27 protein-coding genes are annotated in these 22,783 nt (G+C 64.7%); 12 read left to right on the top strand and 15 right to left on the bottom strand.

The genetic code is table 11. From position 1 onward, the window contains the following. Positions 1-125: 125 nt before the first annotated feature. From AC3WLX_RS03335 to AC3WLX_RS03325, 3 genes are read right to left on the bottom strand one after another with little or no spacing between them, the layout of a single operon-like run. A complete protein-coding gene (locus AC3WLX_RS03335; RefSeq protein WP_492334678.1) occupies positions 126-1,244 on the bottom strand; it encodes an HD-GYP domain-containing protein in 1,119 nt (372 codons plus the stop codon). 50 nt (positions 1,245-1,294) lie between these two features. Continuing rightward, positions 1,295-1,624: a PilZ domain-containing protein gene (locus AC3WLX_RS03330; protein ID WP_291618627.1), complete on the bottom strand. Its 330-nt coding sequence runs from the start codon at positions 1,622-1,624 to the stop codon at positions 1,295-1,297. Continuing rightward, positions 1,621-2,718 (bottom strand): DUF2336 domain-containing protein, encoded by a 1,098-nt coding sequence (locus AC3WLX_RS03325; protein ID WP_291618629.1) that lies wholly within the window; start codon positions 2,716-2,718, stop codon positions 1,621-1,623. The genes AC3WLX_RS03330 and AC3WLX_RS03325 overlap by 4 nt, the downstream gene beginning before the upstream one ends. Positions 2,719-3,017: 299 nt before the next feature. Between AC3WLX_RS03325 and AC3WLX_RS03320 the strand changes: the two genes are divergently transcribed. Continuing rightward, positions 3,018-3,980 (top strand): AraC family transcriptional regulator, encoded by a 963-nt coding sequence (locus AC3WLX_RS03320; RefSeq protein ID WP_492335904.1) that lies wholly within the window; start codon positions 3,018-3,020, stop codon positions 3,978-3,980. 33 nt (positions 3,981-4,013) lie between these two features. After that, positions 4,014-4,604 carry an NADPH-dependent FMN reductase gene (locus AC3WLX_RS03315; protein WP_291618630.1) on the top strand — a complete coding sequence of 197 codons (591 nt, stop codon included), beginning with the start codon at positions 4,014-4,016 and terminating at the stop codon, positions 4,602-4,604. On the opposite strand, the gene AC3WLX_RS03310 is transcribed toward AC3WLX_RS03315, so the two are convergent. Together AC3WLX_RS03310 and AC3WLX_RS03305 are read right to left on the bottom strand one after the other, a co-directional pair. Then, on the bottom strand, positions 4,601-6,682 hold the full coding sequence (locus AC3WLX_RS03310) for a methyl-accepting chemotaxis protein (RefSeq protein WP_291618632.1): 2,082 nt from the start codon (positions 6,680-6,682) through the stop codon (positions 4,601-4,603). The genes AC3WLX_RS03315 and AC3WLX_RS03310 overlap by 4 nt on opposite strands. A gap of 89 nt (positions 6,683-6,771) precedes the next feature. Further along, positions 6,772-7,212, bottom strand: coding sequence for a DUF1810 domain-containing protein (locus tag AC3WLX_RS03305; RefSeq protein WP_492334677.1), 441 nt, complete (start codon positions 7,210-7,212; stop codon positions 6,772-6,774). A gap of 120 nt (positions 7,213-7,332) precedes the next feature. Here AC3WLX_RS03305 and AC3WLX_RS03300 point away from each other — a divergent pair, with 120 nt between their 5' ends. From AC3WLX_RS03300 to AC3WLX_RS03290, 3 genes are all read left to right on the top strand, one after another. After that, the gene (locus AC3WLX_RS03300; protein WP_291618636.1) at positions 7,333-8,352 is read left to right on the top strand and encodes a DUF2778 domain-containing protein; all 1,020 of its coding nucleotides are present in this window, start codon (positions 7,333-7,335) and stop codon (positions 8,350-8,352) included. Between the two features lie 65 nt (positions 8,353-8,417). Continuing rightward, positions 8,418-8,675, top strand: a complete 258-nt coding sequence (locus tag AC3WLX_RS03295) for a hypothetical protein (RefSeq protein ID WP_291618638.1) — start codon at positions 8,418-8,420, stop codon at positions 8,673-8,675. Positions 8,676-8,793: 118 nt separating this feature from the next. After that, positions 8,794-9,885, top strand: coding sequence for a TRAP transporter substrate-binding protein (locus AC3WLX_RS03290; RefSeq protein ID WP_291618641.1), 1,092 nt, complete (start codon positions 8,794-8,796; stop codon positions 9,883-9,885). A 52-nt stretch (positions 9,886-9,937) separates the two neighbouring features. Here the strand turns inward: AC3WLX_RS03290 and AC3WLX_RS03285 are convergent, their stop codons facing one another. The 6 genes from AC3WLX_RS03285 to AC3WLX_RS03260 all read right to left on the bottom strand — a co-directional run bounded on the left by AC3WLX_RS03285 (position 9,938) and on the right by AC3WLX_RS03260 (position 15,134). Next, positions 9,938-10,711 carry an ABC transporter ATP-binding protein gene (locus tag AC3WLX_RS03285; RefSeq protein ID WP_492334676.1) on the bottom strand — a complete coding sequence of 258 codons (774 nt, stop codon included), beginning with the start codon at positions 10,709-10,711 and terminating at the stop codon, positions 9,938-9,940. Beyond that, a complete protein-coding gene (locus AC3WLX_RS03280) occupies positions 10,708-11,763 on the bottom strand; it encodes a dihydrodipicolinate synthase family protein (RefSeq protein ID WP_492334675.1) in 1,056 nt (351 codons plus the stop codon). Before AC3WLX_RS03280 ends, AC3WLX_RS03285 begins: the two co-directional genes overlap by 4 nt. Positions 11,764-11,769: 6 nt before the next feature. Next, positions 11,770-12,591 carry a GNAT family N-acetyltransferase gene (locus AC3WLX_RS03275; protein WP_492334674.1) on the bottom strand — a complete coding sequence of 274 codons (822 nt, stop codon included), beginning with the start codon at positions 12,589-12,591 and terminating at the stop codon, positions 11,770-11,772. Beyond that, complete coding sequence (locus AC3WLX_RS03270) at positions 12,578-13,615, bottom strand: NAD-dependent epimerase/dehydratase family protein (protein ID WP_492334673.1); 1,038 nt, start codon at positions 13,613-13,615, stop codon at positions 12,578-12,580. The genes AC3WLX_RS03275 and AC3WLX_RS03270 overlap by 14 nt, the downstream gene beginning before the upstream one ends. 16 nt (positions 13,616-13,631) lie before the next feature. Next, entirely contained in the window at positions 13,632-14,402 is a 771-nt protein-coding gene (locus AC3WLX_RS03265; protein WP_492334672.1) for an ABC transporter permease, read from the bottom strand. An 84-nt stretch (positions 14,403-14,486) separates the two neighbouring features. Further along, positions 14,487-15,134: a TetR/AcrR family transcriptional regulator gene (locus tag AC3WLX_RS03260; protein ID WP_492334671.1), complete on the bottom strand. Its 648-nt coding sequence runs from the start codon at positions 15,132-15,134 to the stop codon at positions 14,487-14,489. Between the two features lie 100 nt (positions 15,135-15,234). Between AC3WLX_RS03260 and AC3WLX_RS03255 the strand changes: the two genes are divergently transcribed. Continuing rightward, positions 15,235-16,251 carry an ABC transporter substrate-binding protein gene (locus tag AC3WLX_RS03255; RefSeq protein ID WP_291618656.1) on the top strand — a complete coding sequence of 339 codons (1,017 nt, stop codon included), beginning with the start codon at positions 15,235-15,237 and terminating at the stop codon, positions 16,249-16,251. A gap of 19 nt (positions 16,252-16,270) precedes the next feature. Here AC3WLX_RS03255 and panB read toward each other — a convergent pair whose 3' ends face one another. Continuing rightward, a complete protein-coding gene (panB, locus tag AC3WLX_RS03250) occupies positions 16,271-17,092 on the bottom strand; it encodes a 3-methyl-2-oxobutanoate hydroxymethyltransferase (RefSeq protein ID WP_492334670.1) in 822 nt (273 codons plus the stop codon). 243 nt (positions 17,093-17,335) lie between these two features. On the opposite strand from panB, the gene minC reads away from it, so the two are divergent. The 5 genes from minC to AC3WLX_RS03225 all read left to right on the top strand — a co-directional run bounded on the left by minC (position 17,336) and on the right by AC3WLX_RS03225 (position 20,683). Beyond that, positions 17,336-18,034 (top strand): septum site-determining protein MinC, encoded by a 699-nt coding sequence (minC, locus tag AC3WLX_RS03245; protein ID WP_492334669.1) that lies wholly within the window; start codon positions 17,336-17,338, stop codon positions 18,032-18,034. Positions 18,035-18,053: 19 nt separating this feature from the next. Further along, positions 18,054-18,869, top strand: coding sequence for a septum site-determining protein MinD (minD, locus tag AC3WLX_RS03240; RefSeq protein ID WP_291618663.1), 816 nt, complete (start codon positions 18,054-18,056; stop codon positions 18,867-18,869). Next, a complete protein-coding gene (minE, locus tag AC3WLX_RS03235; RefSeq protein ID WP_492334668.1) occupies positions 18,866-19,147 on the top strand; it encodes a cell division topological specificity factor MinE in 282 nt (93 codons plus the stop codon). The genes minD and minE overlap by 4 nt, the downstream gene beginning before the upstream one ends. A 234-nt stretch (positions 19,148-19,381) precedes the next feature. Next, positions 19,382-20,398: a linear amide C-N hydrolase gene (locus AC3WLX_RS03230; RefSeq protein ID WP_492335903.1), complete on the top strand. Its 1,017-nt coding sequence runs from the start codon at positions 19,382-19,384 to the stop codon at positions 20,396-20,398. A 99-nt stretch (positions 20,399-20,497) separates the two neighbouring features. Then, positions 20,498-20,683, top strand: a complete 186-nt coding sequence (locus AC3WLX_RS03225) for a hypothetical protein (protein ID WP_291618667.1) — start codon at positions 20,498-20,500, stop codon at positions 20,681-20,683. A gap of 18 nt (positions 20,684-20,701) precedes the next feature. Here AC3WLX_RS03225 and AC3WLX_RS03220 read toward each other — a convergent pair whose 3' ends face one another. Together AC3WLX_RS03220 and AC3WLX_RS03215 are read right to left on the bottom strand one after the other, a co-directional pair. Then, on the bottom strand, positions 20,702-20,950 hold the full coding sequence (locus AC3WLX_RS03220; protein ID WP_492334667.1) for a hypothetical protein: 249 nt from the start codon (positions 20,948-20,950) through the stop codon (positions 20,702-20,704). Positions 20,951-21,060: 110 nt separating this feature from the next. After that, on the bottom strand, positions 21,061-21,453 hold the full coding sequence (locus AC3WLX_RS03215; RefSeq protein ID WP_492334666.1) for a hypothetical protein: 393 nt from the start codon (positions 21,451-21,453) through the stop codon (positions 21,061-21,063). A 128-nt stretch (positions 21,454-21,581) separates the two neighbouring features. On the opposite strand from AC3WLX_RS03215, the gene AC3WLX_RS03210 reads away from it, so the two are divergent. Then, entirely contained in the window at positions 21,582-22,364 is a 783-nt protein-coding gene (locus tag AC3WLX_RS03210) for an SDR family NAD(P)-dependent oxidoreductase (protein ID WP_492334665.1), read from the top strand. Here the strand turns inward: AC3WLX_RS03210 and AC3WLX_RS03205 are convergent. Continuing rightward, a complete protein-coding gene (locus AC3WLX_RS03205; protein WP_291618675.1) occupies positions 22,361-22,591 on the bottom strand; it encodes a DUF6894 family protein in 231 nt (76 codons plus the stop codon). The genes AC3WLX_RS03210 and AC3WLX_RS03205 overlap by 4 nt on opposite strands. Between the last annotated feature and the right edge of the window lie 192 nt (positions 22,592-22,783).

Raw genomic sequence — 22,783 nt, 5'->3', positions numbered from 1 at the left:
TGATTCGCAGCGGCCGGCACGAGGACATGAAGCTGCTGGCCGAGGGATTGGCCTGCCGGTCCATCCCGCACCGCGCCAGCCATCGTGCAACGCAGTAGCGCGCCTCTCCGACCGGACTGCCGCACTCAACGCGTGAGCGCGACCTGCTTGAACGAGTGGACCAGCGCCTTTTCCAGCTTGCTGTCCATGCCGCACAGAACGTCGTAGGCCTCCGCCCGCGGCATGGTCGGCTTGTAGTGCCGGTGCTCGATCAGTGCTGCGAAGATGTCCGAGATCGTCAGAATCCTCACGATGTCGCCAATGCTCTCCGCGCAAAGAGCATCGGGATAGCCGCTGCCGTCGAGGTACTCGTGATGATGGCGAACGGCGTCGAGGATCTCCGGCGAGATCCCGTCCTGGTCCTTGAGAAACTCGTAGCCGGCGGCCGGATGCGTTTTGATCAGTGCGCGTTCCGCGGCATCGAGGCGATCCGGCTTGTCGAGGATGGCGAGCGGAATCTGCGCCTTGCCGATGTCGTGGAACATGGCTGCGGTGTAGAGACGTTCCAGGTCCTGCTTGCCGACGCCGAGGCTCAATCCGAAGTCGATGGTAATGCCGGTCACGAGCAGGCAATGCTGATAGGTTCCTTCATGATGGCGCCGCACCGTCATGAGCCAGTCCGTCAGGCCGTGCCGGGTGATGCGATCGGCGATCTGGCGACCGGCCTCTTTCGCACCATTGACGTCAAGCGGCTGGCCCAGCGTCACGGAGTTGAACATCGATGCGATCGCGGTGGCTCCGGTCTCGATCGCATTGTCGGACTGCGCGGTCGTGCCCGACGAGACTGAGGACGGGTTGGCTGGATCAGACAACCCGGCCAGCAGCCTCGCCCGGTTGATGGTGCCGGGCAGGACCAGCGTTGCCCCGAGCGCATAGGCTTGCGAAACGCCGACGTGAGAAGCGTGCTCGAGCAGGAAGACGCGCTTCTTCGCTTTTGCGAGCTTGCCCGCGCGTTTCTTGATCGCCGCGATGTTGTCGACATCGCGAAGCTCCGCGCGAATGACGATGGCCGACGGCACCTGCGACAGCTTGGATTCGGCATCAAGCCGCTCGCCCGCGACGGTGAAGCGCTCCTGGAGAATCGAGCAGACGCCGGCCAGCTTGTCGGAACTGTCGGCCAGGACATGCACCAACGGGCGCGACGCTGCGGTGACGGCGCTGCCGTCGCGCTTGGTGGGCCTGGGTGCGGTTGGCGCGTTCTGCACGGGTAAGACCTGAGATGTCGTGGGTCCAATCGGCGGGACCAATTCTCGTTCTATTTGGCCTCAGCGGAGCTCTGCATCGCGGCAACCGTACTCGCCTGCTTCTTCTTGCCTTGTGCGATGACGAAGTGGAGGCCGGCCGTGGTGCCGTCGATCCACACCAGCTCGCAGCGCCGGTAGGCGAGCCCCGTCGACGACAGCAGCATGAAGAATTCCTTGGCCTGAAGCACGTCCAGCGTGCCCTCGACCTCGACCTTGGCTCCCGTCTGCGAGATGTCGAGCAGGACGCAGCTGCGTCGCCACGTGCCGTCCGATCCCATGAGATTGACCGGCTGCCTGTGGTCCATCTTCACGCGAGAAGCTTTGCGACCGTCGAACTTCATCGGCTAACACCCATCTTCCTTGCGCCGCGATGTCCGCGGCTGCTTTCGTTGGCGCTTGCGGCAATCTCTCCCCAACGCACTGTCCATTGGCTGGTCGACAGAAGCAGCGTCTCGAAAATGTGCTGCGCGCGTTCGCGCTCGGCGAAGGACAGCCTCGTGCCGCAGCGATTGCTCAGGATGGCAAACGTGGTCTGCCAGTTTAGCCGCGAGGCACGGCAGGCCATGACCAGGCCCTCGCAATCCTCGTCGGTCAGGACATGCTCGACGATCTCAATGGGAGCTCCCGAAAGCACCGACAACGCCGTGATGAGGTTGGCGGTCTCACCGCGAATGGCGAAGCGGTTCACCGTGGAATCGTTGAGCTTGCCAATGCGGCTGAGTGCAACGATCTCCGGCCGCGCGCTGGCATAGGCGGCCGCGGAGGGGAGTTTGACGGTTGGCGCGGCTTCAAGCGAGGAGGTGGCGTTCGATCCCTTGCCTGATGTCGGCGCCGAGGCCGACAGCAACTTCCGCATGACCGTGTCGGGCGTGTCCGGTCTGAGCGCCAGTGCCTTCGTGAGTTCATCGTCGGTCAGGCACCTCTCGACAAGGGCACCGTAAGCGGAGTCGGAGAACTGTGCCTCCGCATTGCCGATCAGTGCCAAACAAGCGCTGCGGGCGCCGCCCTTTATCAGCGTCTCGATCACGAGGGGATCGACGGTCGCGCGTCGGGCGATCGCACATTGCTGGTGTTCGCCGCTCGCGGCCGCGATCGTGTTGAGATCGGCCGCGGACAGCGAATGCGATCTCAGCAAGACCGGGCACGCCACCTCAGGATCAACGTGCGACGCCAGACGTCGCATCGTCTCCTGCGGAGCTGCCTCGAGCTCCGCGAGCGCCGCGGCGACCTCAGCCAGCGCACTTGTCTCGACCCGCTCGATCAGCCGGAGCAGAACGCCGTCGACCACATTGGCCAGCAATTCCTGGGGCCGGTCGCGGCTGCTGGTAAGCAGCTGTAAAATGCCGGAGAGAATGCGGGCGCAACGCTCCACCGGACACGTTGCGACCGCAGTCTCCAGCTCGACCAGAATATCGGCAGGCGAATTTGCCATCATGGCAGGGGCCTGTAATGAAATAGCTTTCACGATTTAACGGCGATCATTCCGCCCTAAAGACGTTAATTAGAATCTTATGCTCTGAGGGTTCAGGTATCGAGGCACCGCAAGCTCTGCGGGAAACGTTATCGAAATTTGGCGAGACAGGGCGTCCCGGCTCGTTCTTTCAATTCGACGCTCGCCATTTGAGCAATACACGTTACGATTGCTTTCATCGGTACAAGGAAAGCCGAAGGGGGAAGCGAACCGGGCACCGCGGCCGGACGCAGATTCAACGCGACGCGGCATTTCTTATTTTCATGACAAGTATTGAGGATGTGCCCGGGTCGGCACTCAAGACGTTTCGCTTTTCAGATGTCGACGAATTTCGCAGTGCGATACGCGGGCTGAATTTCGAATTCACGCCTTTCGTGCGGAAGATTTCGGCCGAGCAGACGATCCTGTCCTTGCCTGGCTGCGACGTGAACTTGACGCGCGTCTTTCCTCGGGTGGTCGATGCACAGCTCGTCGGGGATTGCACGGCGATCGGCTTCACGATGGACGACCTCGACGTGCCCGTTCGCTTCAATGGCTCGCAACGTGCACGACCGGTCGTGGTCATCGGTAGCGGCGGCGCGTCCTACACGACCGTCGAAGAGGTGCAGCGGCAAATCGCTTCCGTGGTGTTCAGGCCGGAGGTGACGGATCGCGGCTGGCCGCCGGCGCATGCGAACTTCAAGATCTTTGAAGTCTCCGAGGCCGGCTTGCAGCGGCTGCGGAGCGTGGTTCGCGAGGTGCTGGCCGAGGCGTCCGGTCCGGGCCAGTCAGCGGAGCTTCCATTGACGGGCGCGGCGATGAAGGAATCCCTGCTTGGGGCCGTCGATGAGGTCTTTGAAACGGTCGTTTCCGCCCGCTGGACCCTGGGTCCCAATGACGGACGGAGTTTCAGGATATTCCAGGACATCCACGCGCTGCTCTCCGAAGACTTGTCGCAGCCGATTTACAGCGACGAGATCGCGCGGAGGCTCGGCCTGTCGGTGCGCACCATGCACGACGTCGTCCGCCGCTATCGCGGCATGAGCCTGCACCGCTATTTGCGTTTGCGCCGGCTGTGGCTCGTACGCCAGCGGCTTCTTGCACGGGCCGACAGCGTCAAGGCGGTCGCGCTGGCCTATGGCTTCTGGCATCTCAGCGATTTCTCCAGAAGCTATCGCGACCAGTTCGGTGAGACCCCGTCGCAAACGCTGCTGCGCGGCCGCGGGTCACACACACAAATCGGGTAGGGCGATCCGCCGGTTTCGTGCTACCATCCGGCCATGAGCAATCGCATTCTCGTCCTCTACGGGTCCTACCGTTCCGACCGCATGGGCATCCGCCTTGCGAACTTCGTCATCGACCGGCTGCGCAGCCGCGGCGAGGACGTCGAACTGATCGACGCCAAGGCCATCGGCCTGCCGATGCTGGACCGCATGTACAAGGAGTATCCCAAAGGCTCGGCGCCCGCCGAGCTGGAGAAGCTGGCCGGCCAGATCCGCGGCGCCGACGGATTCGTCTTCGTCACCGGCGAATACAATTGGGGCATTCAGCCCGGCCTGAAGAACCTCACCGACCATTTCCTCGAAGAATGGTTCTGGCGTCCGGCCGCGATCGCGAGCTATTCGGCCGGCCGCCTGTCCGGCGCGCGCGCCGCGACCGCCTGGCACGGCACGCTCTCGGAGATGGGCATGGTGGTGGTGTCGAGCACCATCGGGGTCGGCCCGATCGCGCAGACATTGTCGGCGGAGGGCGAGCCGATCGGCGATGGCGGCAAGGCCCTAGAGCGCGCATTCCCGCGCTTTGCCGATGATCTCACGTGGTGGATCGAAGCGGCCAAGGCGCAGCGGGCGCGCAAGGCGCCGCCTTACTAGGCCGCCCTGACCTCGCCGAGGAAGCGGTCGACCTGCCCGGCGAGGTCGTGCGACTGGGTCGACAGCTGCTGCGCTGCGCCCAGCACCTCCCTGGCGGCGGTGCCCGTGTCGTCGGCGGCACGCTGCACGCCGGAGATGTTGCTGTTGACCTCCTGGGTGCCGCGGGCGGCCTCCTGGACGCTGCGGGCGATTTCCTTGGTGGCCGAGCCCTGTTCCTCGATCGCGGCGGCAATCGCGGTGCCGATCTGGTCGATCTCGGCGATGACGTCGGCGACATTGCGGATTGCGGCTACGGTCTCGTCGCTCGCACTCTGGATCGCCGCGATCTGCTCGGAGATTTCGGTCGTCGCCTTGGCGGTCTGACCGGCCAGCGACTTCACTTCCGAGGCGACCACGGCAAAGCCGCGGCCGGCGTCGCCGGCGCGGGCGGCCTCGATGGTCGCGTTCAGCGCAAGCAGGTTGGTTTGTTCGGCGATGCTCTGGATCAGCGTGACGACGTCGCCGATCTTCTGCGCGCCTTCGGCGAGAGCGCGCGCGGTATCCCCGGTGCGGCGGGCGTTGTCGACCGCGCGGGCCGCGATCGCGGTGCTTTGGGCAACCTGACGGCTGATCTCGGAGATCGAGGAGGTCAGCTCCTCGGTGGCGCTGGCGACCGTCTGCACGTTGGTCGATGTCTGTTCGGACGCGGCGGCGACCACCGCGGCCTGGCTGTTGGTCTGGGCCGCGGTCGAGGTCATCGACTGCGCCGTGCCTTCCATCGTCGCGGAGGCGCGGGACAGGCCGCCGACGAGCTCGGTGACCTTGGCTTCGAAGGCGCGGGTGAGATCGTCGAGCGCCTGGGCGCGGCGCATCTTGCCATCGTTCTCGGCCTGCTTCTCGGCGGCGAGCCGGTCGGCCCGGATCATGTTTTCCTTGAACACCTGAACGGCCGCGGCCATCGCGCCGATCTCGTCGGAGCGCTCGGCACCGGGAATGCCGTCGGCGACGTCGCCGTCGGCGAGCCGCGACATCCGCGAGGTCAGGGTCACGATGGGGGTGCAGACGCGACGGCGGACCATCACGATCAGGCCGGCGCTGACGATCAGCAGGGCAAGGAGGCCGAGGAGCGCGATCGTAAAGCTGGTCCGCGCGGCGGCGGAGGCGCCGGCGAGGATCTGCTCTGCGTTGTCATAAAATGCGTCGCGGACACCGATGATGGAGCCAAGGCCCTTTTGCGACGCCGCGTAGTAGGTGTCGACGTCGTGCTCATACTTACCGGTGGCGGCGCCGTCCTTGACCAGCTTGAGTTCGCGGCCGAATTCCTCGACGTAGCGGGAGTTCATCGTGTCCAGTGCGGCACCGACGTTTGCTGCCGTCGCCGGATTACCGCGCAACTCCATCAACGCCATCACGATCTGGTCGTTGCGGCCCTGCATGCGCGCCACGTCGGCCTTCTCGGCATCGGTCGCCACCTTCTTCCCGCCGACGAGGTTCTTGTGCACGCTGGCATTGAGACCGCCGATGTCGCGGAGTGTCATGGCGATATTGGCGTAGTTGGCCTGGCGATAGGCATCGCCGTTCAGGATCGCCATCCGACGGACCTGCTCGTTGAGGAGCGCGGTGACGCCGGCGTTGAGCAACGCATTGTCGGCGACGACCTTCCTGGCGGCATCTTTGCGCGCTTCCGCAGGTCCGGCGATCGCCTTGTCGATGGCCTCGCGCAGCGCCGTGAATTTCGAGTTGATGGCGTCGATATCGGTGCCGATCCTGTTGCCGTCGTCGAACGAGCCGGGCAGCTCTTTGCGCAACGCGTTCATCCGGTCGCGGGCGCCGTCGGTCTGCTTGCGCAGCTTGTCGTGTTCGGAGAGTTGCTGAGGATCGACGGTGGCGGGCCCGTAGAGGATATTGGTAGCAAAGCCGCGCTCCGGGTTGAGATAGCGCGGGATGTCGCTCGCGGCCCGGACGATCGCGAGCCGTCCCTGGGCTTCCCCAACCCCTTGCATGGTCTGGTACTTCGTCACGGCGACGTAGACGGCAAGGCCCCCGCCCACGGTCGAGAGCGAGACGATGGCGCTGGTCAGGAGCGTACCGATTTTCATGATCTGTCCGGCAATTGACGGAGAAATATTTCGCCCGGACGATAGTTGGCCGATGTTAATCCTGGGTTTACGCTCCCGGTCCCGTCAACTCAGCCGGATGCCCGGTCGAGCTTCGCCAGGATCTCCAGCGTGGCGCCGTCGCGTTCTCCTGCGAAATATCGGGCGAGCGCCTGATCGAAGACGGGTCCGTCGCATACGGCGCCGAATAGCGTCATCGAGGAGCGGAATTTGGCGTCGTCCGGCGCGCCGAGGATCGCGTTGATGCTGCGGCCCTCGACGGCAAGCACGAGCTTCGTGCTTTCGACCAGGCGCGCCCCGAGGAGTGGGTGGGCGAGATAGGCCTGCGCCTCCGCGCGGGAGCCGATGGCGTAGCGCTGCGACATGGCGCTGAAGCCGAGGCCTGCGATCTGCGGGAAGACGAACCACATCCAGTGAGTCTGCTTGCGGCCGCGGGCCAACTCTCCCTGGACCTCGCGATAAACCGGATCTTGGGCCCGGACAAAGCGGTCAAGATTGAAAAGATCGGTCATTAGATACCTTCAAGAGCCTTGCCGGCCGCGATTATGCCTAACTTTTGGCTCCCAATGTGGTAGCTGGTACAGAGTCTCCGGGTGGGGGTGGGTCTCCCCGGAGGTCGATTTGGGGATCTGATGGTTTCCGACGCAGCACATGCCGAAAGGCTGTTGTCGCGCCGCCGTGTCGGGCGAGCCGAGACGATATTGCTGTCACTGGGGGCGATTGCGCTGGCGGTGGGGGCCGCGGCGTGGGTCGCCGAGATCGGCGATTCGACGCCGCTGGTTTCCGCTGCTTTGCCGCCGGCCAATGCCCCTTCATTCGAGGACCGTTTTGCCTCGGCCGCCGCCAGCCCGACACCCCGAGAGCTTGGCCTGCGGGTGCTGGAGCGCTCCGCCGTGAATGCGGTGCAGCTCAAGCTCCGGGACGCCAAGGCGATGCTCGCGCAAAGACTCCAGGGCGACGACTGGCGCTCGATGCTGAGCGATGACGAGCGGGCCGTGGTTGACGAGAGAAGGCCCTCGCTGCGCGCCGACGCCGTCCCGATGCCACGCTCACGCCCTGTCCAGGCGGACCTGGCCGCCCAGATCGCCTCCAGCCAGGCCTATGCCGATACCGGTTCGAGGGCCGACAACCGCAACTTCTTCGAAAGATTCACCGACAAGATCAAGCTGGCCTCGTTGACGCCCGGCGACGGCCTGTTCAGCAAGGGTCCGGATCTCGCCGCTCTCGGCTACGATTCGCGGACGGCCGTCTATGACATCTCGGCCAAGGCGGTCTATCTGCCGAGCGGCGTGACGCTGGAGGCCCATTCCGGCCTGGGCGCGCTGATGGACGACCCCACTTATGTCGACCGGCGGATGGTCGGCGCGACGCCGCCGGCGACCTACGACCTCAAGCCGCGGGAAAAACTGTTTCACGGCGTCCGGGCGCTGCGCATGACCCCGGTCGAAGGCACCAGCGCGCTCGGCCGCGTCGGTCTGCTCACGCACAACTACCTGCTCGGACCCCGCGGCGACTCCAACGGCTGCGTTTCGATCAAGGACTATGATCGCTTCCTGAAGGCTTACGACAACGGTGAGTTCAACCGCCTGGTCGTGGTGCCGAGCCTGCGCGGCTCGGCAACTGCTTCGCAGCGCGCGAGCACCGATTCCTGATATTGCCTGCGACGGCGGGGCTGCCGTTTCCCCTTCCTTAAGCCGTCCTCGTCCAGAAGCAGCCCATGAGCGATCCCTCGAGTTCCGAAACCCCGCTGCGCACGACGTTCAAGATCAAGCTGAACGGCGACACGCTGGCGATTGCGACCGTCGGTCAGGCCTATCAGTTCCTTACCAACTTCAAGTCGGTCGAGTGGATGGAATTCCGCGCGCTGCACGAGGACGCCGTCGCGGCCCTCGAAGGCGCTGCCGGTAATGCCATGCTGGCGGTGCAGGCGACCAACGCCGTGCGCGCGCTGTTCGTGAGCGCCAAGCTGCTCTGAGAGCTCCGCAGGGCCTTCTCCTCGCAACTTGAACTTCGCTATAGGAACGGGCAAACGGTCCGCGAAGACCGTCGCCACAAAACCCATATGTTCGAAATCTGCTTCAGGGAGATCCATGATGAAACGCCGTACATTTCTGCAAGGCGGGGCGGTCGCCGGCGCGACCACGCTGGTTGCTGCACCTGCGATCGCGCAGAGCGCGCCCGAGATCAAATGGCGCCTGACCTCGAGCTTCCCGAAATCGCTCGACACCATCTACGGCACGGCGCAGACCTTCGCTAAATATGTCGCCGAGGCCACCGACAACAAATTCCAGATCCAGACCTTTGCCGCCGGTGAGATCGTCCCGGGCCTTCAAGCGCTCGATGCCGTCAGCACCGGATCGGTCGAGATCGCGCAGACCCCGCTCTATTTCTATATCGGCAAGGAGCCCGCGCTTGCCTATGCCACCGGCGCGCCCTTCGGCATGAACCATCGCCATCAGGAATCATGGTGGCACTTCGGCGGCGGCGCCGACCTCACCAACGAAGCGCTGAAGCCGTTCAAGACGCATGCGATCCTCTGCGGCAATTCCGGCACCCAGATGGGCGGCTGGTTCCGCAAGGAGATCAAGACGGTCGACGATCTCAAGGGCCTCAAATTCCGTATCGCCGGCATGGGCGGGCACGTGCTGGCAAAGCTCGGGGTCGTGCCGCAGCAGATCGCAGGCGGCGACATCTACCCGGCGCTGGAGAAGGGCACGATCGACGCGGTCGAGTTCGTCGGCCCTTATGACGACGAGAAGCTCGGCTTCTACAAGGTCGCCAAATACTACTACTTTCCCGGCTGGTGGGAGGGCGGTGCCATGCTGCACATGGTCGTCAACGACGAGAAATGGGCCTCGCTGCCCAAGCAGTACCAGGCGATCGTCAACCAGGCGGGGGCGGCGGCCGGCGCCTGGATGGTCGAGAAGTACGACAGCGTGAATCCGGCGGCATTGAAGCGCCTGATCGCCGGCGGCGCGGAGCTGAAGGCATTCCCGCAACCGGTGCTGGAAGCCTGCTACAACGCGACCCAGGATCATCTGAACGAGTTGGCCGCCAAGAGCGACCTGTTCAAGCGGACCAAGGAAAGCCACGACGCGTATATGAAGGAGGTGCTGTTCTATACGCAGATCGCGGAGAATTTCTACGACAACTATCTGCTCAGCAAGTCGCGCAACAGGAGCTGATGGTGGGGCGCGGTCGTTAGGCCGCGCACCGGAATGACAGCGGGGCAGCGTCTTACGCTGCGCCCAGCCCCAGCTTCGCGTAGATCCGCCTTGCATAGGCGCCGAACGCATCGGTCGTCTTCAGCGGCAGATCGCGCGGGAAGGGCAGGTCGATCGGGAAATAGTCGGCCATCTTCGCAGGTCCCGCAGTCAGCACCGCGCAATGCGACGACAGGAACACCGCTTCCTGGATCGAATGGGTGACGAAGACGATGGTCTTGCCGCTTTCACGCCAGATCCTCAGCATCTCCAAATTCATCTGCTCGCGCGTCAGGGCGTCCAGTGCGCCGAACGGCTCGTCCATCAGGATCAGCTTCGGATCGTGGACGAAGGCGCGCGCGATCGCGGTGCGTTGCTGCATGCCGCCGGACAGCTGCTGCGGATATTTCTGCTCATAACCGGCAAGGCCAACCAGATTGAGCAGATCGCGCGCTCGTTCGCGCGCGGCCTTCATGGGCAGGCCGACGATCTCGGCCGGGAGGAGCACGTTGTCGAGGATGGTGCGCCATTTCAGCAGCAGCGCCTGCTGAAACACCATGCCGATGTCGCGGGTCGGATCGAACGGGCTCCTGGCATTGCCGATTTTCACGGTGCCGCCGTCCGCGCCGTGCAGGCCGGCCAGAATCTTCATCACCGTGGTCTTGCCGCAGCCGGACGGACCGACCAGCGAGACGAGCTCGCCCTCCTGCACGTCCATGGTGACGTCGGACACCGCGAGAAACTCGGCCCCGCCGCTGCGATAGACCTTGCGGACGCCTTGCAGGCTGATGAAGGGGGCTGAACTCATGCCAGCCAATTGTTCAGGTTCGCAGCGACGAAGGCATCGTCGCTGAGGTCGGCATGCTCGCGCGTGACGCGATCGATCTCCTCCTTCTGACCGGGGCTGAGACCCTCGTTGGGATCGAGGCACCACAAACCCTTCATCAGGCCCTGGCGCCGCAGCACGTCATGGCAGCCGGCGATGCAGCCGTGAAAATTGTTGGCGACGTCGAAGAAGGCACTGTTGCAATCGGTGACGCGGGCATCGAGCGCGAGCAGGTCGGCGGGCACGCTGTCCTTGTGCCGCGCCGCCTTGCAGCGCTCGAACTGCTTGATGGCACTCGCGGTCCACACCGACCAATGGCCGAGCAGGCCGCCCTTGAAATAGGTGCGGGTGGTGACGCCGTTGTCGCGGAGATCGAACGGCAGCATCAGGTCGAGCAGGATATGGTCATCATTGCCGGTATAGAGCGCGACGCGGTCGAGTGCGCCGGCGGCCGCTACGCCGCGCAGCACGTCCAGCGTTCTGTAGCGGTTGAACGGCGCGATCTTGATGGCGATGACGTTGTCGATGGAAGCGAAGCGCTGCCAGAACCGGCTGGAGAGCACGACGCCGCCGACGGCCGGCTGCAGATAGAAGCCGACCAGCGGAATCTCCGCGGCGACGGAGGTGCAATGCGCGATGATCTCATCCTCGGAGGCGCTCTTCATCGCCGCGAGGCTGAGCAGGCCGGCATGATAGCCAATATCGCGCGCGGTGCGCGCCTCGGAAATCGCCTGCCGTGTCGGGCCCGCAAGGCCCGCGACCATCGCCAGCGGACGCCTGGTCCAGTTCGCGGCGGTCTCGGCGGCAAGCTCGAGCACAGGGCGGTAGAGACCGACGTCGCGGATCGCAAACTGGGTGGTGTGCACACCGACGGCGAGGCCGCCCGCGCCGGCGTCGATATAGTAGCGCGTCAGCGCACGCTGATGCGTCTTGTCGAGCTGGCGCTCGGCGGTCAGGGCGAGGGGATGCGCCGGCAGCACGGTGCCCTCGGCGATCAGCTTGCGGACGTCGCTGTTGATCTGGCTGTGGTGCATGATGTCCTATCCGAATTCGGGGCCGGCGACGGCGAATGGCGTTTCTTTCGCGGCATTGGTGGCAGGGCCGAACCGCATGCGCTGGAAGGGTCGCTCGATGGTCCAACCAGAGGCCGTCAAGCCGTCCAGGAACTGGCTTTGCGACGCGACGGCATCGAGCAGGAGCGGGCTGGTCTCCGATGCTGCAATCGCGCCAACCAGGGTCAGCGCATCGGCAGCGTCATTGGCGAATAGCGGGCCGATATGGCGCGCGGTTCTGCCGTCGCGGACCAGGGCAATCGCCCCCTTGCCTGCAACGATGCGTGACTCCGCGCGCTGCGCGAAGGCGGTCAGCAGGGTGATGCGATCGAAACCGCTGGCGCGCCGGTCGCGGCCACAAAGCGCCTCGAGCGTTGCGGCTGATAGCGCGGGCGCGGATGATGGCGCGGCGTTGACCAGCTTCAACCGACGCAATTGCAGGGTCGGCGTGAACCCGAGCGGACCATAGACCTTGGCGCCGTCAGGCGTCGCGTCGAGCCAGCACGTCAGGCCGCTCTTGTGCGCCGTTTCCAGGCAAGCGTCGACGAGACGTGTTGCCAGGCCGCGGCGGCGGTGCGTGCCTGTTACCAGGACCATGCTGATCCAGGCATTGTTGCCGGAATAGGGCAGCAGCGCTGCGGTTGCGACCAACTGCCCGCCGTCGCGCACGCCGAACACGATGCCGTCGCGCAGGAAGATGCGCCAGTCCTCTTCGGTCTGGTTCCAGTGCGCTTCCGTCGAGAGCGCCAGCCCGGCGATCGAGTCCTGTTCGGAGAGCTTGATGATGGGCGGGCCGTCAGTAACGTCCATCGCGCACCTCGTATTTGGTGGGCTTGCCGAGACTCGGCATGGCGCGGGACACCCAGTCCGCGGTCCAGGCGATCAGCTGCTCGGTGTCGACGACGGGCAGGCCGAACAGGCCGACCGCCTTGGACGTGTCGGTCAGCCAGGCCGTCGGCTCTTCCTTGCCTGTCAGCACCGGCGCGCGGCCGAACCTTGCGCCGAACTTCGCCGCGAGGTCGCGCACCGCCAGAATCTCGTGGCCGCTGACATTGATCGGCGAGGTCGGAATCGTGCAGTGAGCGAGGCAGCGCAACGCCTGCGCCGACGCATCGCCTTGCCAGATGAAATTGACATGGCCGAGGCTGACGTCGATCGGCGAGCCGTTGAGAACCTTCGTCGCGATGTCGTGCAACACGCCATAGCGCATGTCGATCGCGTAATTGAGGCGGAACAGCCGGCCCGGCGTGCCGAACTTGCCCGAGAAATACTCGAACATGCGCTCGCGGCCGACGCAGGACTGGGCGTACTCGCCGGGCGGGTTCGGCGCCATGTCCTCGGTCGAGCCTTTGCCGTCAACGGGGACGAAGGGGTAGACGCAGCCGGTCGAGAACGCCACGATACGCGAGGCGGGGAAGGCCTGCGCGACCAGCGCCGGCACATGCGCGTTCATCGCCCAGGTCAGCGACAGATCGCCCTCGGCGCCGAACTTGCGGCCGGCCATGAAGATGATGTTCGGCGCCTTCGGCAAGGAATGGATGGCGCGCTCGTCCATCAGGTCGCAATTGATGGTCTCGACGCCGCGTGCGTGCAGCCACTCCTTCACACTCGCGTCGCTGAAGCGCGCCACGCCGATGACGCGGCGATCGGGCGCGGCGGCTTTCGCGAGGCCCGCCAGCGTCGGCCCCATCTTGCCGGCGACGCCGAGGACCATGATGTCGCCCTCGACCTTGGCGAGGTCGTCGATCAGGTCCTGCGTCGGCCGGCACAAGAGCTCGTCGAGCGCCGCGATGTCAGGGATGGTCTTCGGCAGCGTCTGGCGGGTGAGCAGCATGGTTTGGTCCCTGGTCCTAGTTCTGCCTGGCGTCGCCGACCACGAACATGCGTTCGAGGGCCAGCACCAGGCCGTAGAGAGTGACGCCGAGCAAGGTCAGCAGCACGACCGCCATCACCATTGCAGGCGTGTCGAGCGAGGACTGCACCTGGATCATGAGGTAGCCGAGCCCACGCTCGGAGGCGATGAACTCGCCGACGATGGCGCCGGCGACGGCGAGGATGGCCCCGACCTTCATGCCGGAGAAGATGTAAGGCAGCGATCCCGGGAGCTGGATCTTGCGGAACAGGGTCCAGCGCGAGCCGCGCAGCGATTTGACGAGGTCGAGGAGGTCCGGCTCGACCTCGCGCAGGCCGCGCGCGGTGGTGAGCAGGATGGGAAAGAAGCAGATGCTGAAGGCGATCAGGATGTTCGGCACGATGCCGTAGGAGAACCAGACGATGAAGAGCGGTCCGAGCGCGACCTTCGGGATCATGTTCAGCGTCACGAACAGCGGCAGCAGCAGGAGGCTCAGCAGCGGCGCCCAGCTGAAGATCACCGCGAGCGTCACGCCGACGACCGCGCCGAGCGCGAAGCCGCCGAGGATCTCGATGGCCGTCACCAGCGTGTTGGTGCCCCAGGCATAGCCGGCGGTTCCAAGCGTCTGCACGGTGGCAAGCGGCGAGGGCAGGATGAATTTCGGCACCTGGAACGCGTCGACCGCGACCTGCCAGACCGCGAGAACGGCGAGGTGCACGATCACCACGACCGCAAAGCTGCGTGCAGCGCGTACCCCGTCTCCGGCCACCGATCGCTCCCTGTTCCCCGGCAGCCAGCCTGCCGCCGGGAGCAGCCTATCTGGCCTTGCAGGAAGTTTCAACCAGTTGGTTGATTAAGGTCGGAGCGAATGGAGCAGGAGGTCGGCGACATGGCGGCGCCGGGCGCGCTGCTGAGCGCGGCTCGACAAGTCCTTGCCGAAGATCGCCGACAGTGTCGGCGTGTTGGAGAAGAAGAAATAGCTGAGGCCGGCGATGGAAATATAGAGCTGGACGGGGTCGATCCCCTTGCGGAACACGCCGGAACGCACCCCCTCGTTCAGAATGTGGGAGACGCTTCTCACCAGCGGCGAGTGCATCGCTTCCAGCCGTGTCGAGCCGCGGACGTGGGGGGCGCCGCCGCGGTTCTCGTCGTTCAGGAGCACGATGAAATCGGGGTTTTCCGCGAGGTGATCGAACGAAGCTTCGATCAGCTTGCGGATCGCCTTCTCCGGCGGCAGGCCTTCGAGGTTCAGCCTGCGCTCTTGCTCGCGGATGTCCTCATAAACCCATTCGAGCACGGCGAGATAGAGCGCGTCCTTGTCGCCGAAATAGTGGTAGACGAGCTGCTTGTTGACCCCGGCGCGCTCGGCGATCTCGTCGACCCGGGCGCCCGCAAAGCCGTGCCGGGCAAATTCCTGGCGCGCCGCGGTCAACAGTTTCTTGCGGGTGGCGACGGGGTCGCGGCGCTGCGGCACGGTGTCGCCAGATCGTTTTGCGGGCATTTCCAACCAAACAGTTGACAAGTTGAAGGCGGGCTTGTTGCATTGGTATCCTCACATGGGGAGAGCGACAAGCCGGGTCGCGGCAACGAGGAGAGATGCGATGAAGCGTTTGCAGGCGGCGGGCTCGGCCCTGGTGTTGGCCCTCGCGCTCGGTGCGGCGGTCGCGCCGGCGCGGGCGGGCGAGGCGGTCAATCTGATCCTGAACTGGACGCCGACCGCCGATCACTCGCCCTATTACTACGCCAAGGCGCAAGGCTGGTACGAGAAGGCCGGCATCGATCTCACGATCGAGACCGGCAAGGGCTCCGGCGTTTCCGCCGCGAAGGTCGGCTCCGGCGGCTCGCCGTTCGGCGTCGCCGATCTCGCCACCATGCTGGTCGCCAAGAGCAAGGGCGCCGACACGGTCGCGGTGATGAGCGTCTATGCCAATACCGGGCAGACCTTCTACTGGCTGAAGAGCTACGGCGTGAACGGGGTCAAGGATTTCCCCAACCACAAGATCGGCAATCCGCCCGGCGATGCCTCGCGCGTGATGTGGCCGGCGTTCGCCAAGGCCGCTGGCATCGCGCCGGACTCCGTCGGCTTCGTCAATGTCGGGCCGACTGCGAAGATCGCGGCGCTGAAGAGCCATACGGTCGATATCATCAGCGACTTCTACAACGAGCACGACCTGAAGGTCATCGAGTTCGGCCAGGACCTCGGCTACGTCAATTGGAAGGACATCGGTCTCAACCCGTACGGCAATTCGCTGATCGTCAATGGCGCATATTTGCAAAAGAACCCGAAGGTCGTGGAAGACTTCGTGCGGGTCACGCAGAAGGCCTTTGCGGCTTGCGTGGCCGATGCTGCGCCATGCCTGAAGGCGCTGCTCGACCAGGTCTCCGGCCTCGACAAGGCGAACCAGGAGCGGCAGTGGGAACGCATCAAGTTTCTGATGACCGACGAATTCACGACGACCATGGGCCTTGGCTGGATCGACGGCGAGCGGATGAAGAAGGACTACGAACTGGTCCACACCTATCTCGGCATGGAGAAGCCGTTCGACGTCACGACTGCGTTTACGACGAAGATGCTGGATCCCAGCATCAAGATGGATGCGAGCAAGGTGAAGAAGTAGCGGGCGCGTGCCCGCTTCGTCAGCCCTTCTTCATGTCGTAGACGTGTTCCGGTCCGGGAAATTCACGCGACCGCACGTCGGCGGCATACCGTTCGATCGCCGCTGCGATGGCCGGACCGAGATCGCCGTAGCGCCTGACGAATTTAGGCGTTCGTGGCGAGAGCCCGAGCATGTCCTCGAGCACGAGCACCTGGCCGTCGCAGGCCGCACTCGCGCCGATCCCGATGGTCGGGATCGCGATGTTTCCCGTGATCTTGCGCGCCAACGGCTCGGACACGGCCTCGACGACGACTGAGAATGCACCTGCGTCGGCGACCGCCTTCGCATCGTCCTCGATCGGACCCCAGTCGATCCCGCTGCGCCCCTGTGCTCGAAACGAGCCCAATGTGTTGATGGATTGGGGCGTGAGGCCGATATGACCCATCACGGGGATGCCGCGCCCGGACAGGAATGCGATCGTCTCCGCCATGCGGACGCCGCCTTCGAGCTTCACCGCGCCGCATTGCGTTTCCTTCATGATCCGTACCGCGGAATGAAACGCCTGCTCCCTGGAAGCTTCATACGACCCGAAGGGCATATCGACGACGACCAGCGCCCGCTTCGATCCCCGCATGACCGCAGCGCCCTGGAGGATCATCATGTCGAGCGTGACCGGGACCGTCGTCTCGAAGCCGTGCATGACGTTGCCGAGAGAATCCCCGACCAGAATGACGTCGCAATGCTGATCCACCAGCGCTGCCGTGTGCGCGTGATAGGAGGTCAGCATGACGATCGGCTCGCCGTGCTTGCGGGCCCGGATGTCCGGCGCGGTCTTGCGTCTGATGGATGACTGAATTGACATGATGGCTCCGTCTGCCGGGCGCGCATCGAAACCAGATGGTACTACCGTGTCAATGCGGCAAGCGGGCCTGCATGGACGACATGACATCGGAGGGGAAGCGGCATGCCCGCTTGGCCCTGACTGATCGCAGTGCGCCCGGACATGACAGCGACGTTCCCAGGTGAGGGCCTCGGAAATTAACCGGCCGTTAACCATGTCCGCCGCATCGTTAACCATTCAATAACAGGGAACGAGTCGGCCGCTATGGAGGCTGCAGCAAAAGTCCAACGTCAAATGGTGCGCCTGCGCGGGCGCTCTTATGTGGCGTTCGTGTTCACGCCGACGGTTCCGGTGCAGGATTGGCTGCAGGAGATCGACGCCACCATCGCGCGGTCCCCGGGCTTTTTTGCCGGCCGGCCCGTGGTGATCGATCTCTCCTCGGTCGATCTCAGCCAGGCCGGCATCGGCCATCTCCTGACCAGTCTTCAGGACCGCAACATCCGCGTCCTCGGCATCGAAGGCGTGGAGGAGGGAAGGCTCACTCCCATGATGCCGCCGCTGCTGTCGGGCGGGCGCAGCTGCGTGGTCGAGCCGAGCGCGCCGAGGAAGGCCGAGGTGAAGGCCGAGCCCAAGCCGACGTCGCTGCTGCTCGAAAGCCCGGTGCGCTCAGGCCAGACCGTGATCTTCCCGGAAGGCGACGTCACCATTCTCGGCTCGGTCGGGTCCGGCGCCGAGGTCGTGGCCGGCGGGTCCATCCACGTCTACGGCGCGCTGCGGGGCCGCGCCATGGCAGGCGTCAACGGTCACACCAGCGCACGCATCTATTGTCAGAAGATCGAGGCCGAACTGCTTGCAATCGATGGCTTTTATCAGACCGCCGACGATATCGACGAGGCCCTGCGCGGCCGGCCGGCCCAGGCCTTCCTGCAAGGCAACACCATGCGAATTACCGCGCTGAACTGACCAGAAGGAGACAATCGAGATGGCCAAGGTACTGGTCGTGACATCAGGCAAGGGCGGGGTCGGCAAGACCACCACCACGGCCGCGCTGGGAGCGGCGCTCGCTCAGCGCGGCGACAAGGTCGTCGTCGTCGATTTCGACGTCGGCCTGCGCAATCTCGATCTGGTGATGGGGGCCGAGCGCCGCGTCGTGTTCGATCTCATCAACGTGGTGCAGGGCGTTGCGAAGCTGCCGCAGGCGCTGATCCGCGACAAGCGGCTGGAGAATCTCTGGCTGTTGCCGGCTTCGCAGACGCGCGACAAGGACGCTCTGACGGAAGAGGGCGTCGGCAAGGTCATCGCCGATCTGCGCAGCCGTTTCGACTGGGTAATCTGCGACAGCCCGGCCGGCATCGAGCGCGGCGCGTCCATGGCGATGCGCTTCGCCGACGAGGCCGTGATCGTCACCAATCCGGAAGTCTCCTCGGTGCGCGATTCCGACCGCATCATCGGCATGCTCGATTCCAAGACGGTGCGGGCCGAAAAGGGCGAGCGGGTCGAGAAGCACATCCTCATCACGCGCTACGATGCGTCGCGTGCCGCGCGCGGCGAGATGCTGACCATCGACGACATCCTCGAGATCCTGGCAACGCCGTTGCTCGGCATCATCCCCGAGAGCCAGGACGTCCTGAAGGCGTCCAACGTCGGCACGCCGGTGACTCTGTCGAACGCGGATGGTGCGCCGGCGCGGGCCTATATGGACGCGGCCAAACGCCTCTGCGGCGAGAACGTGACGATGCATGTTCCTGCCGAGCGCAGAGGTCTGATGGATCGTTTGCTTCGACGGAGGGCTGCATGAGCATGGGTCTGCTTCGACTTCTCCGCGGCAAGAAGGCCTCGGCACCCGTCGCGCGCGAACGGCTGCAGATCCTGCTTGCCCATGAACGCGGCCTGCGCGGCCAGCCCGATCTGCTCGGCGTGCTGCGTGAGGAAATTCTGGCGGTGGTGTCCAAGCATGTGGCGCTCGATCCGACCAAGGTCATCGTGCGGCTCGAGCGCGGCGACGAGGTCTCGACCCTGGAGGTCGACATCGAGGTGCCCAACGATTTCGAGCGCAAGAAGGCGGCGGTCGCGTAGGGGGACGCGCCCGCAGGCATCCGTTTGGGGTGGGTGAGAAGGCGGTCCGCCGGGCATGGCGGGCCGCCTTTGTCCTTTTGGGCGGGCCTCATCCATGGTTTCGCCTGATTTCGTCTCGACGCTGGATTGCCATTGCAGGACGGTACACGTCCTGCTCGGCGAGAGGGAGCTGCCGGGATGTCCCCAGAACAGAAGCTCCATCGACGCGCGGCAGCGGTGCTGCTCGCCGCGGCGATGGCCGTCACGCCGTCGATCTCGCAGGCCTGCACGCGGCTCGTCTATCACGGCGCAAATGGCCAGGTCATCACGGCACGCTCGATGGATTGGAAGAGCGATATCGCAACCAACCTCTGGATCTTCCCGCGCGGCATGGCGCGCACGGGCGATGTCGGTCCAAACTCGCTGACGTGGACGTCGAAATACGGCAGCGTGATCGCGTCGGGCTACGACATCTCCACAACCGACGGGCTCAACGAAGCCGGACTGATGGCCAATGTGCTGTGGCTGGTGGAATCAGAGTATCCCAAATACGACCAGAGCAAGCCGGGGCTGACGATCGCGGCCTGGGCGCAATATGTGCTCGACAGTTTCGCGACCGTTCAGGAGGCGGTGGCCGCGCTCGAGAAGGAGCCGTTCACGATCGTGACCGACAACGTGCCCGGCGAGAAGCGGCTCGCGACGCTGCACCTGTCGATGTCGGATGCAAGCGGCGACAGCGCCATCGTCGAATATATTGGCGGCAAGCAGGTCATCCACCACGGCCGCCAATTTCAGGTCATGACGAACTCGCCGACCTTCGACGAGCAGCTTGCGCTCAACGCCTATTGGAAGCAGATCGGCGGCACCGTGTTCCTGCCCGGCACCAATCGCGCCGCCGATCGCTTCGCCCGCGCATCTTTTTATGTCAACGCGATCCCGAAGGACGAAAATCCGAACCGCGCGCTCGCCAGCGTCTTCAGCGTGATCCGCAACACGTCCGTGCCGTTTGGCATCACGACGCCGGACCAGCCGAACATCTCCTCGACGCGCTGGCGGACCGTCGCCGAGCATCAGCGAAAGCTCTATCTCTTCGAGTCGGCGTTGACACCGAACACGTTCTGGGTCGACCTGAGGCAGATCGATTTCTCGCCGCAAGGCGGCAAGGTGAAGAAACTCGATCTGGGGCTCGACCAGGATCACACCTTCGCCGGCGATGCGACTGCCAGCTTCCGCGAGGCGCAGCCGTTCAAGTTCCTTGGCCTGCCGATGTGATCGGCTGCGGGCGGAACGGGCGTTGCGGCTTGATCGTTGTCAGGAACCCGCGGAGCGCCGAGCCGGGCGCCGCGGCTTCCTTTTCAACGGAGAGCGCCCATGATGTCCGAGGTCCAGGTCCACACCGTTGCCCGGCAGATGCTCGAACAGCACGGCCCTGCTGCGATCGCGAAGGCCGCCGAGCAAGCCCAGGCCTGTGAGGGCCGCGGCGAGGCCGACGAAGCCAGGGAGTGGCGTCACATCGTGGACGCCATGAAGATCATGCGCGGTCCGCATCAGGGCTGACTGTTCCAGGCGCGTGCCTTAACGCTCTCCGCGATCGGCGCCTTGCGGCGAACCGCGGTTTTGTGTCTGCGGCTGGCCGCGCTCGCCTATCGCTTTGCAGGGCAGCGGCTCCCACGAACCGTCTGCCGCCTGCTGATAGGCACTGCACGATGACGAGGTCGATTTGTCCTCGCCCTTCTGGGCGTCGGGATCCTTCGCCAGCACGGGCGCTGTCAGGACCGCGACCGCCGCGATCGCGCCGGCGAAAACGAAATGGATATTCCGCATAAGGACCTCCTGTTCGCATCGAAGAGGCCGCATGCTGTGAAGAAATATGACGATTTTTAGCCGAACGAAGGAAGCTCTCCCAGCGTCCTTAACGCGACGGAAGCGCCTCGCTAGCCGCCCTTGCTGCGGATCAAGCCTGCGAGATTTGTCTTTTGGGCTTCGCACCAGCTGGACATGCCAAGGCGGCGCTGGTCAAGGTCGGTCGCCTGGGTCGCGATCGCAACCTCGGCCATCAGCGCGTCGTCCTGCTTCTCGCCCATCTTGCCGCCGGTATGCATCCAGGCAATCGCTTTGCGCACCTTGTCGGTGGTGCCGTCCGGCAGGTGCATCTGCTCCGCCCTTTGCACGAGATCCTGATAGACGAGATCCGTGTTGGGGCACTCGACCTTGGCGGCGAAGGCCTGCAGGACCATCGTCACATAGGTCGAGCGTGGCGTCGCATCGCCCGCCAAGGCGGGTGCGGCCAATAGCGACAGGCCTGCGATCATGAAACCGGTGCGCATCCTCGGGAACTCCTCCGCTTTTTCTGGCAGGCTAGCGTCCGGCGCGCCGCTCGGCAATGGGACCGGGACGCAATTGTCGCCGACCGGCGCGGCGGCTAACCTGGTGCCTTCTCACCCTGGAGCTCGACATGAGCCTGTTCAGCACGCCGTTCGATCCCGCCCGCGACACCGCGCTCGTCACCGGCGCCGGCAACGGCATCGGCCGCGCGATCGCACAGGGCCTGATCGGCGAGGGCGTCAGCACCGTGTTCGCTGATGTCAGCGAGGAGCGGGTGCGTGCCGCGATCGGCGCCAGCAAGAGGCCGGACCTGGCGGTACCCTGGATCGGCGATCTCGGCCGGCTCGAGGCCTGCGATGAGCTGCTGGCCGCGGCCCGTGCGGCGCTAGGCGAGGTCACGCATTTCGTTCACAGCGCTTCCCCGCCGCGGCGGGAGGCTGATCATGTGCTCGCGGTCGACCGCAGGACGTGGCAGGAGATGCACGCCGTCAATCTCGATGCCGGCTTTCACCTGGCGCGCGAACTCGCAAGAGGGCTGATCGACGCGAAGCGGCCGGGCTCATTCCTGTTTCTCACCTCGCTGCATGCGGGCACACCTCGCAACCTCGCACATTATTCGACGGCGAAGGCGGCCATGGCGATGCTGGTGAAGGAGCTCGCGAAAACGTTCGGTCGTCACCGCATCCGCGTCAACGCGTTGGTGCCGGGCGCGATCGCTGCCGGCGGCTTCGTCGCCGATCCCGCGCTGGCGCGGCACATTCCGCTCGGGCGTCTCGGTGAGGCCGATGATCTCGCACCGATGGCGCTCACCGTTTTGTCGAACAGACTGTCGGGCTACGTCACCGGCGCGGCCTTCGTCGTCGACGGCGGATTGTCGCTGACGAACTGGTTCGAGCCGCCGGTGCTAGGCTAGCGCTGCCAGGCCGGCACCGGATCCAGCGGGGTGCGATAGACCTCGTTTTGGTCGCGATCGGTGACGCGCACCGCGCAACCCTTCTGCTGTAGTTCCGGCTTGACCTGCGACAGCTCGCAAGCCAATTGGTCGGCGCGATCGGAGGCAACCTCGATGTCCTCGAGGATGATTCCACCCTGGTTCTTGAACTCACCACCAACCACGAGATCGAAAGAGTAGTAGGGCATCGTAATTCCCCGGTGTGACGATCTGAGCTTCAGTGCAAGTCTTCAATGCAAGTCTTCAATGTTCGGTGAAGGTCTTCAATGCAGCCCTTCCAGCACATGCCGGATCGTACCACTGAGTCGATATCTGCCGAATGAACGGACCGCGCAATCTCTGTGCTTATGGCGCAGAAATGATGTGCAGCGCGCAGGCTC

It is taken from the genome of Bradyrhizobium sp. FW305-F6, from assembly GCF_058782905.1.
This window is presented reverse-complemented; position numbering and strand designations above follow the sequence as displayed.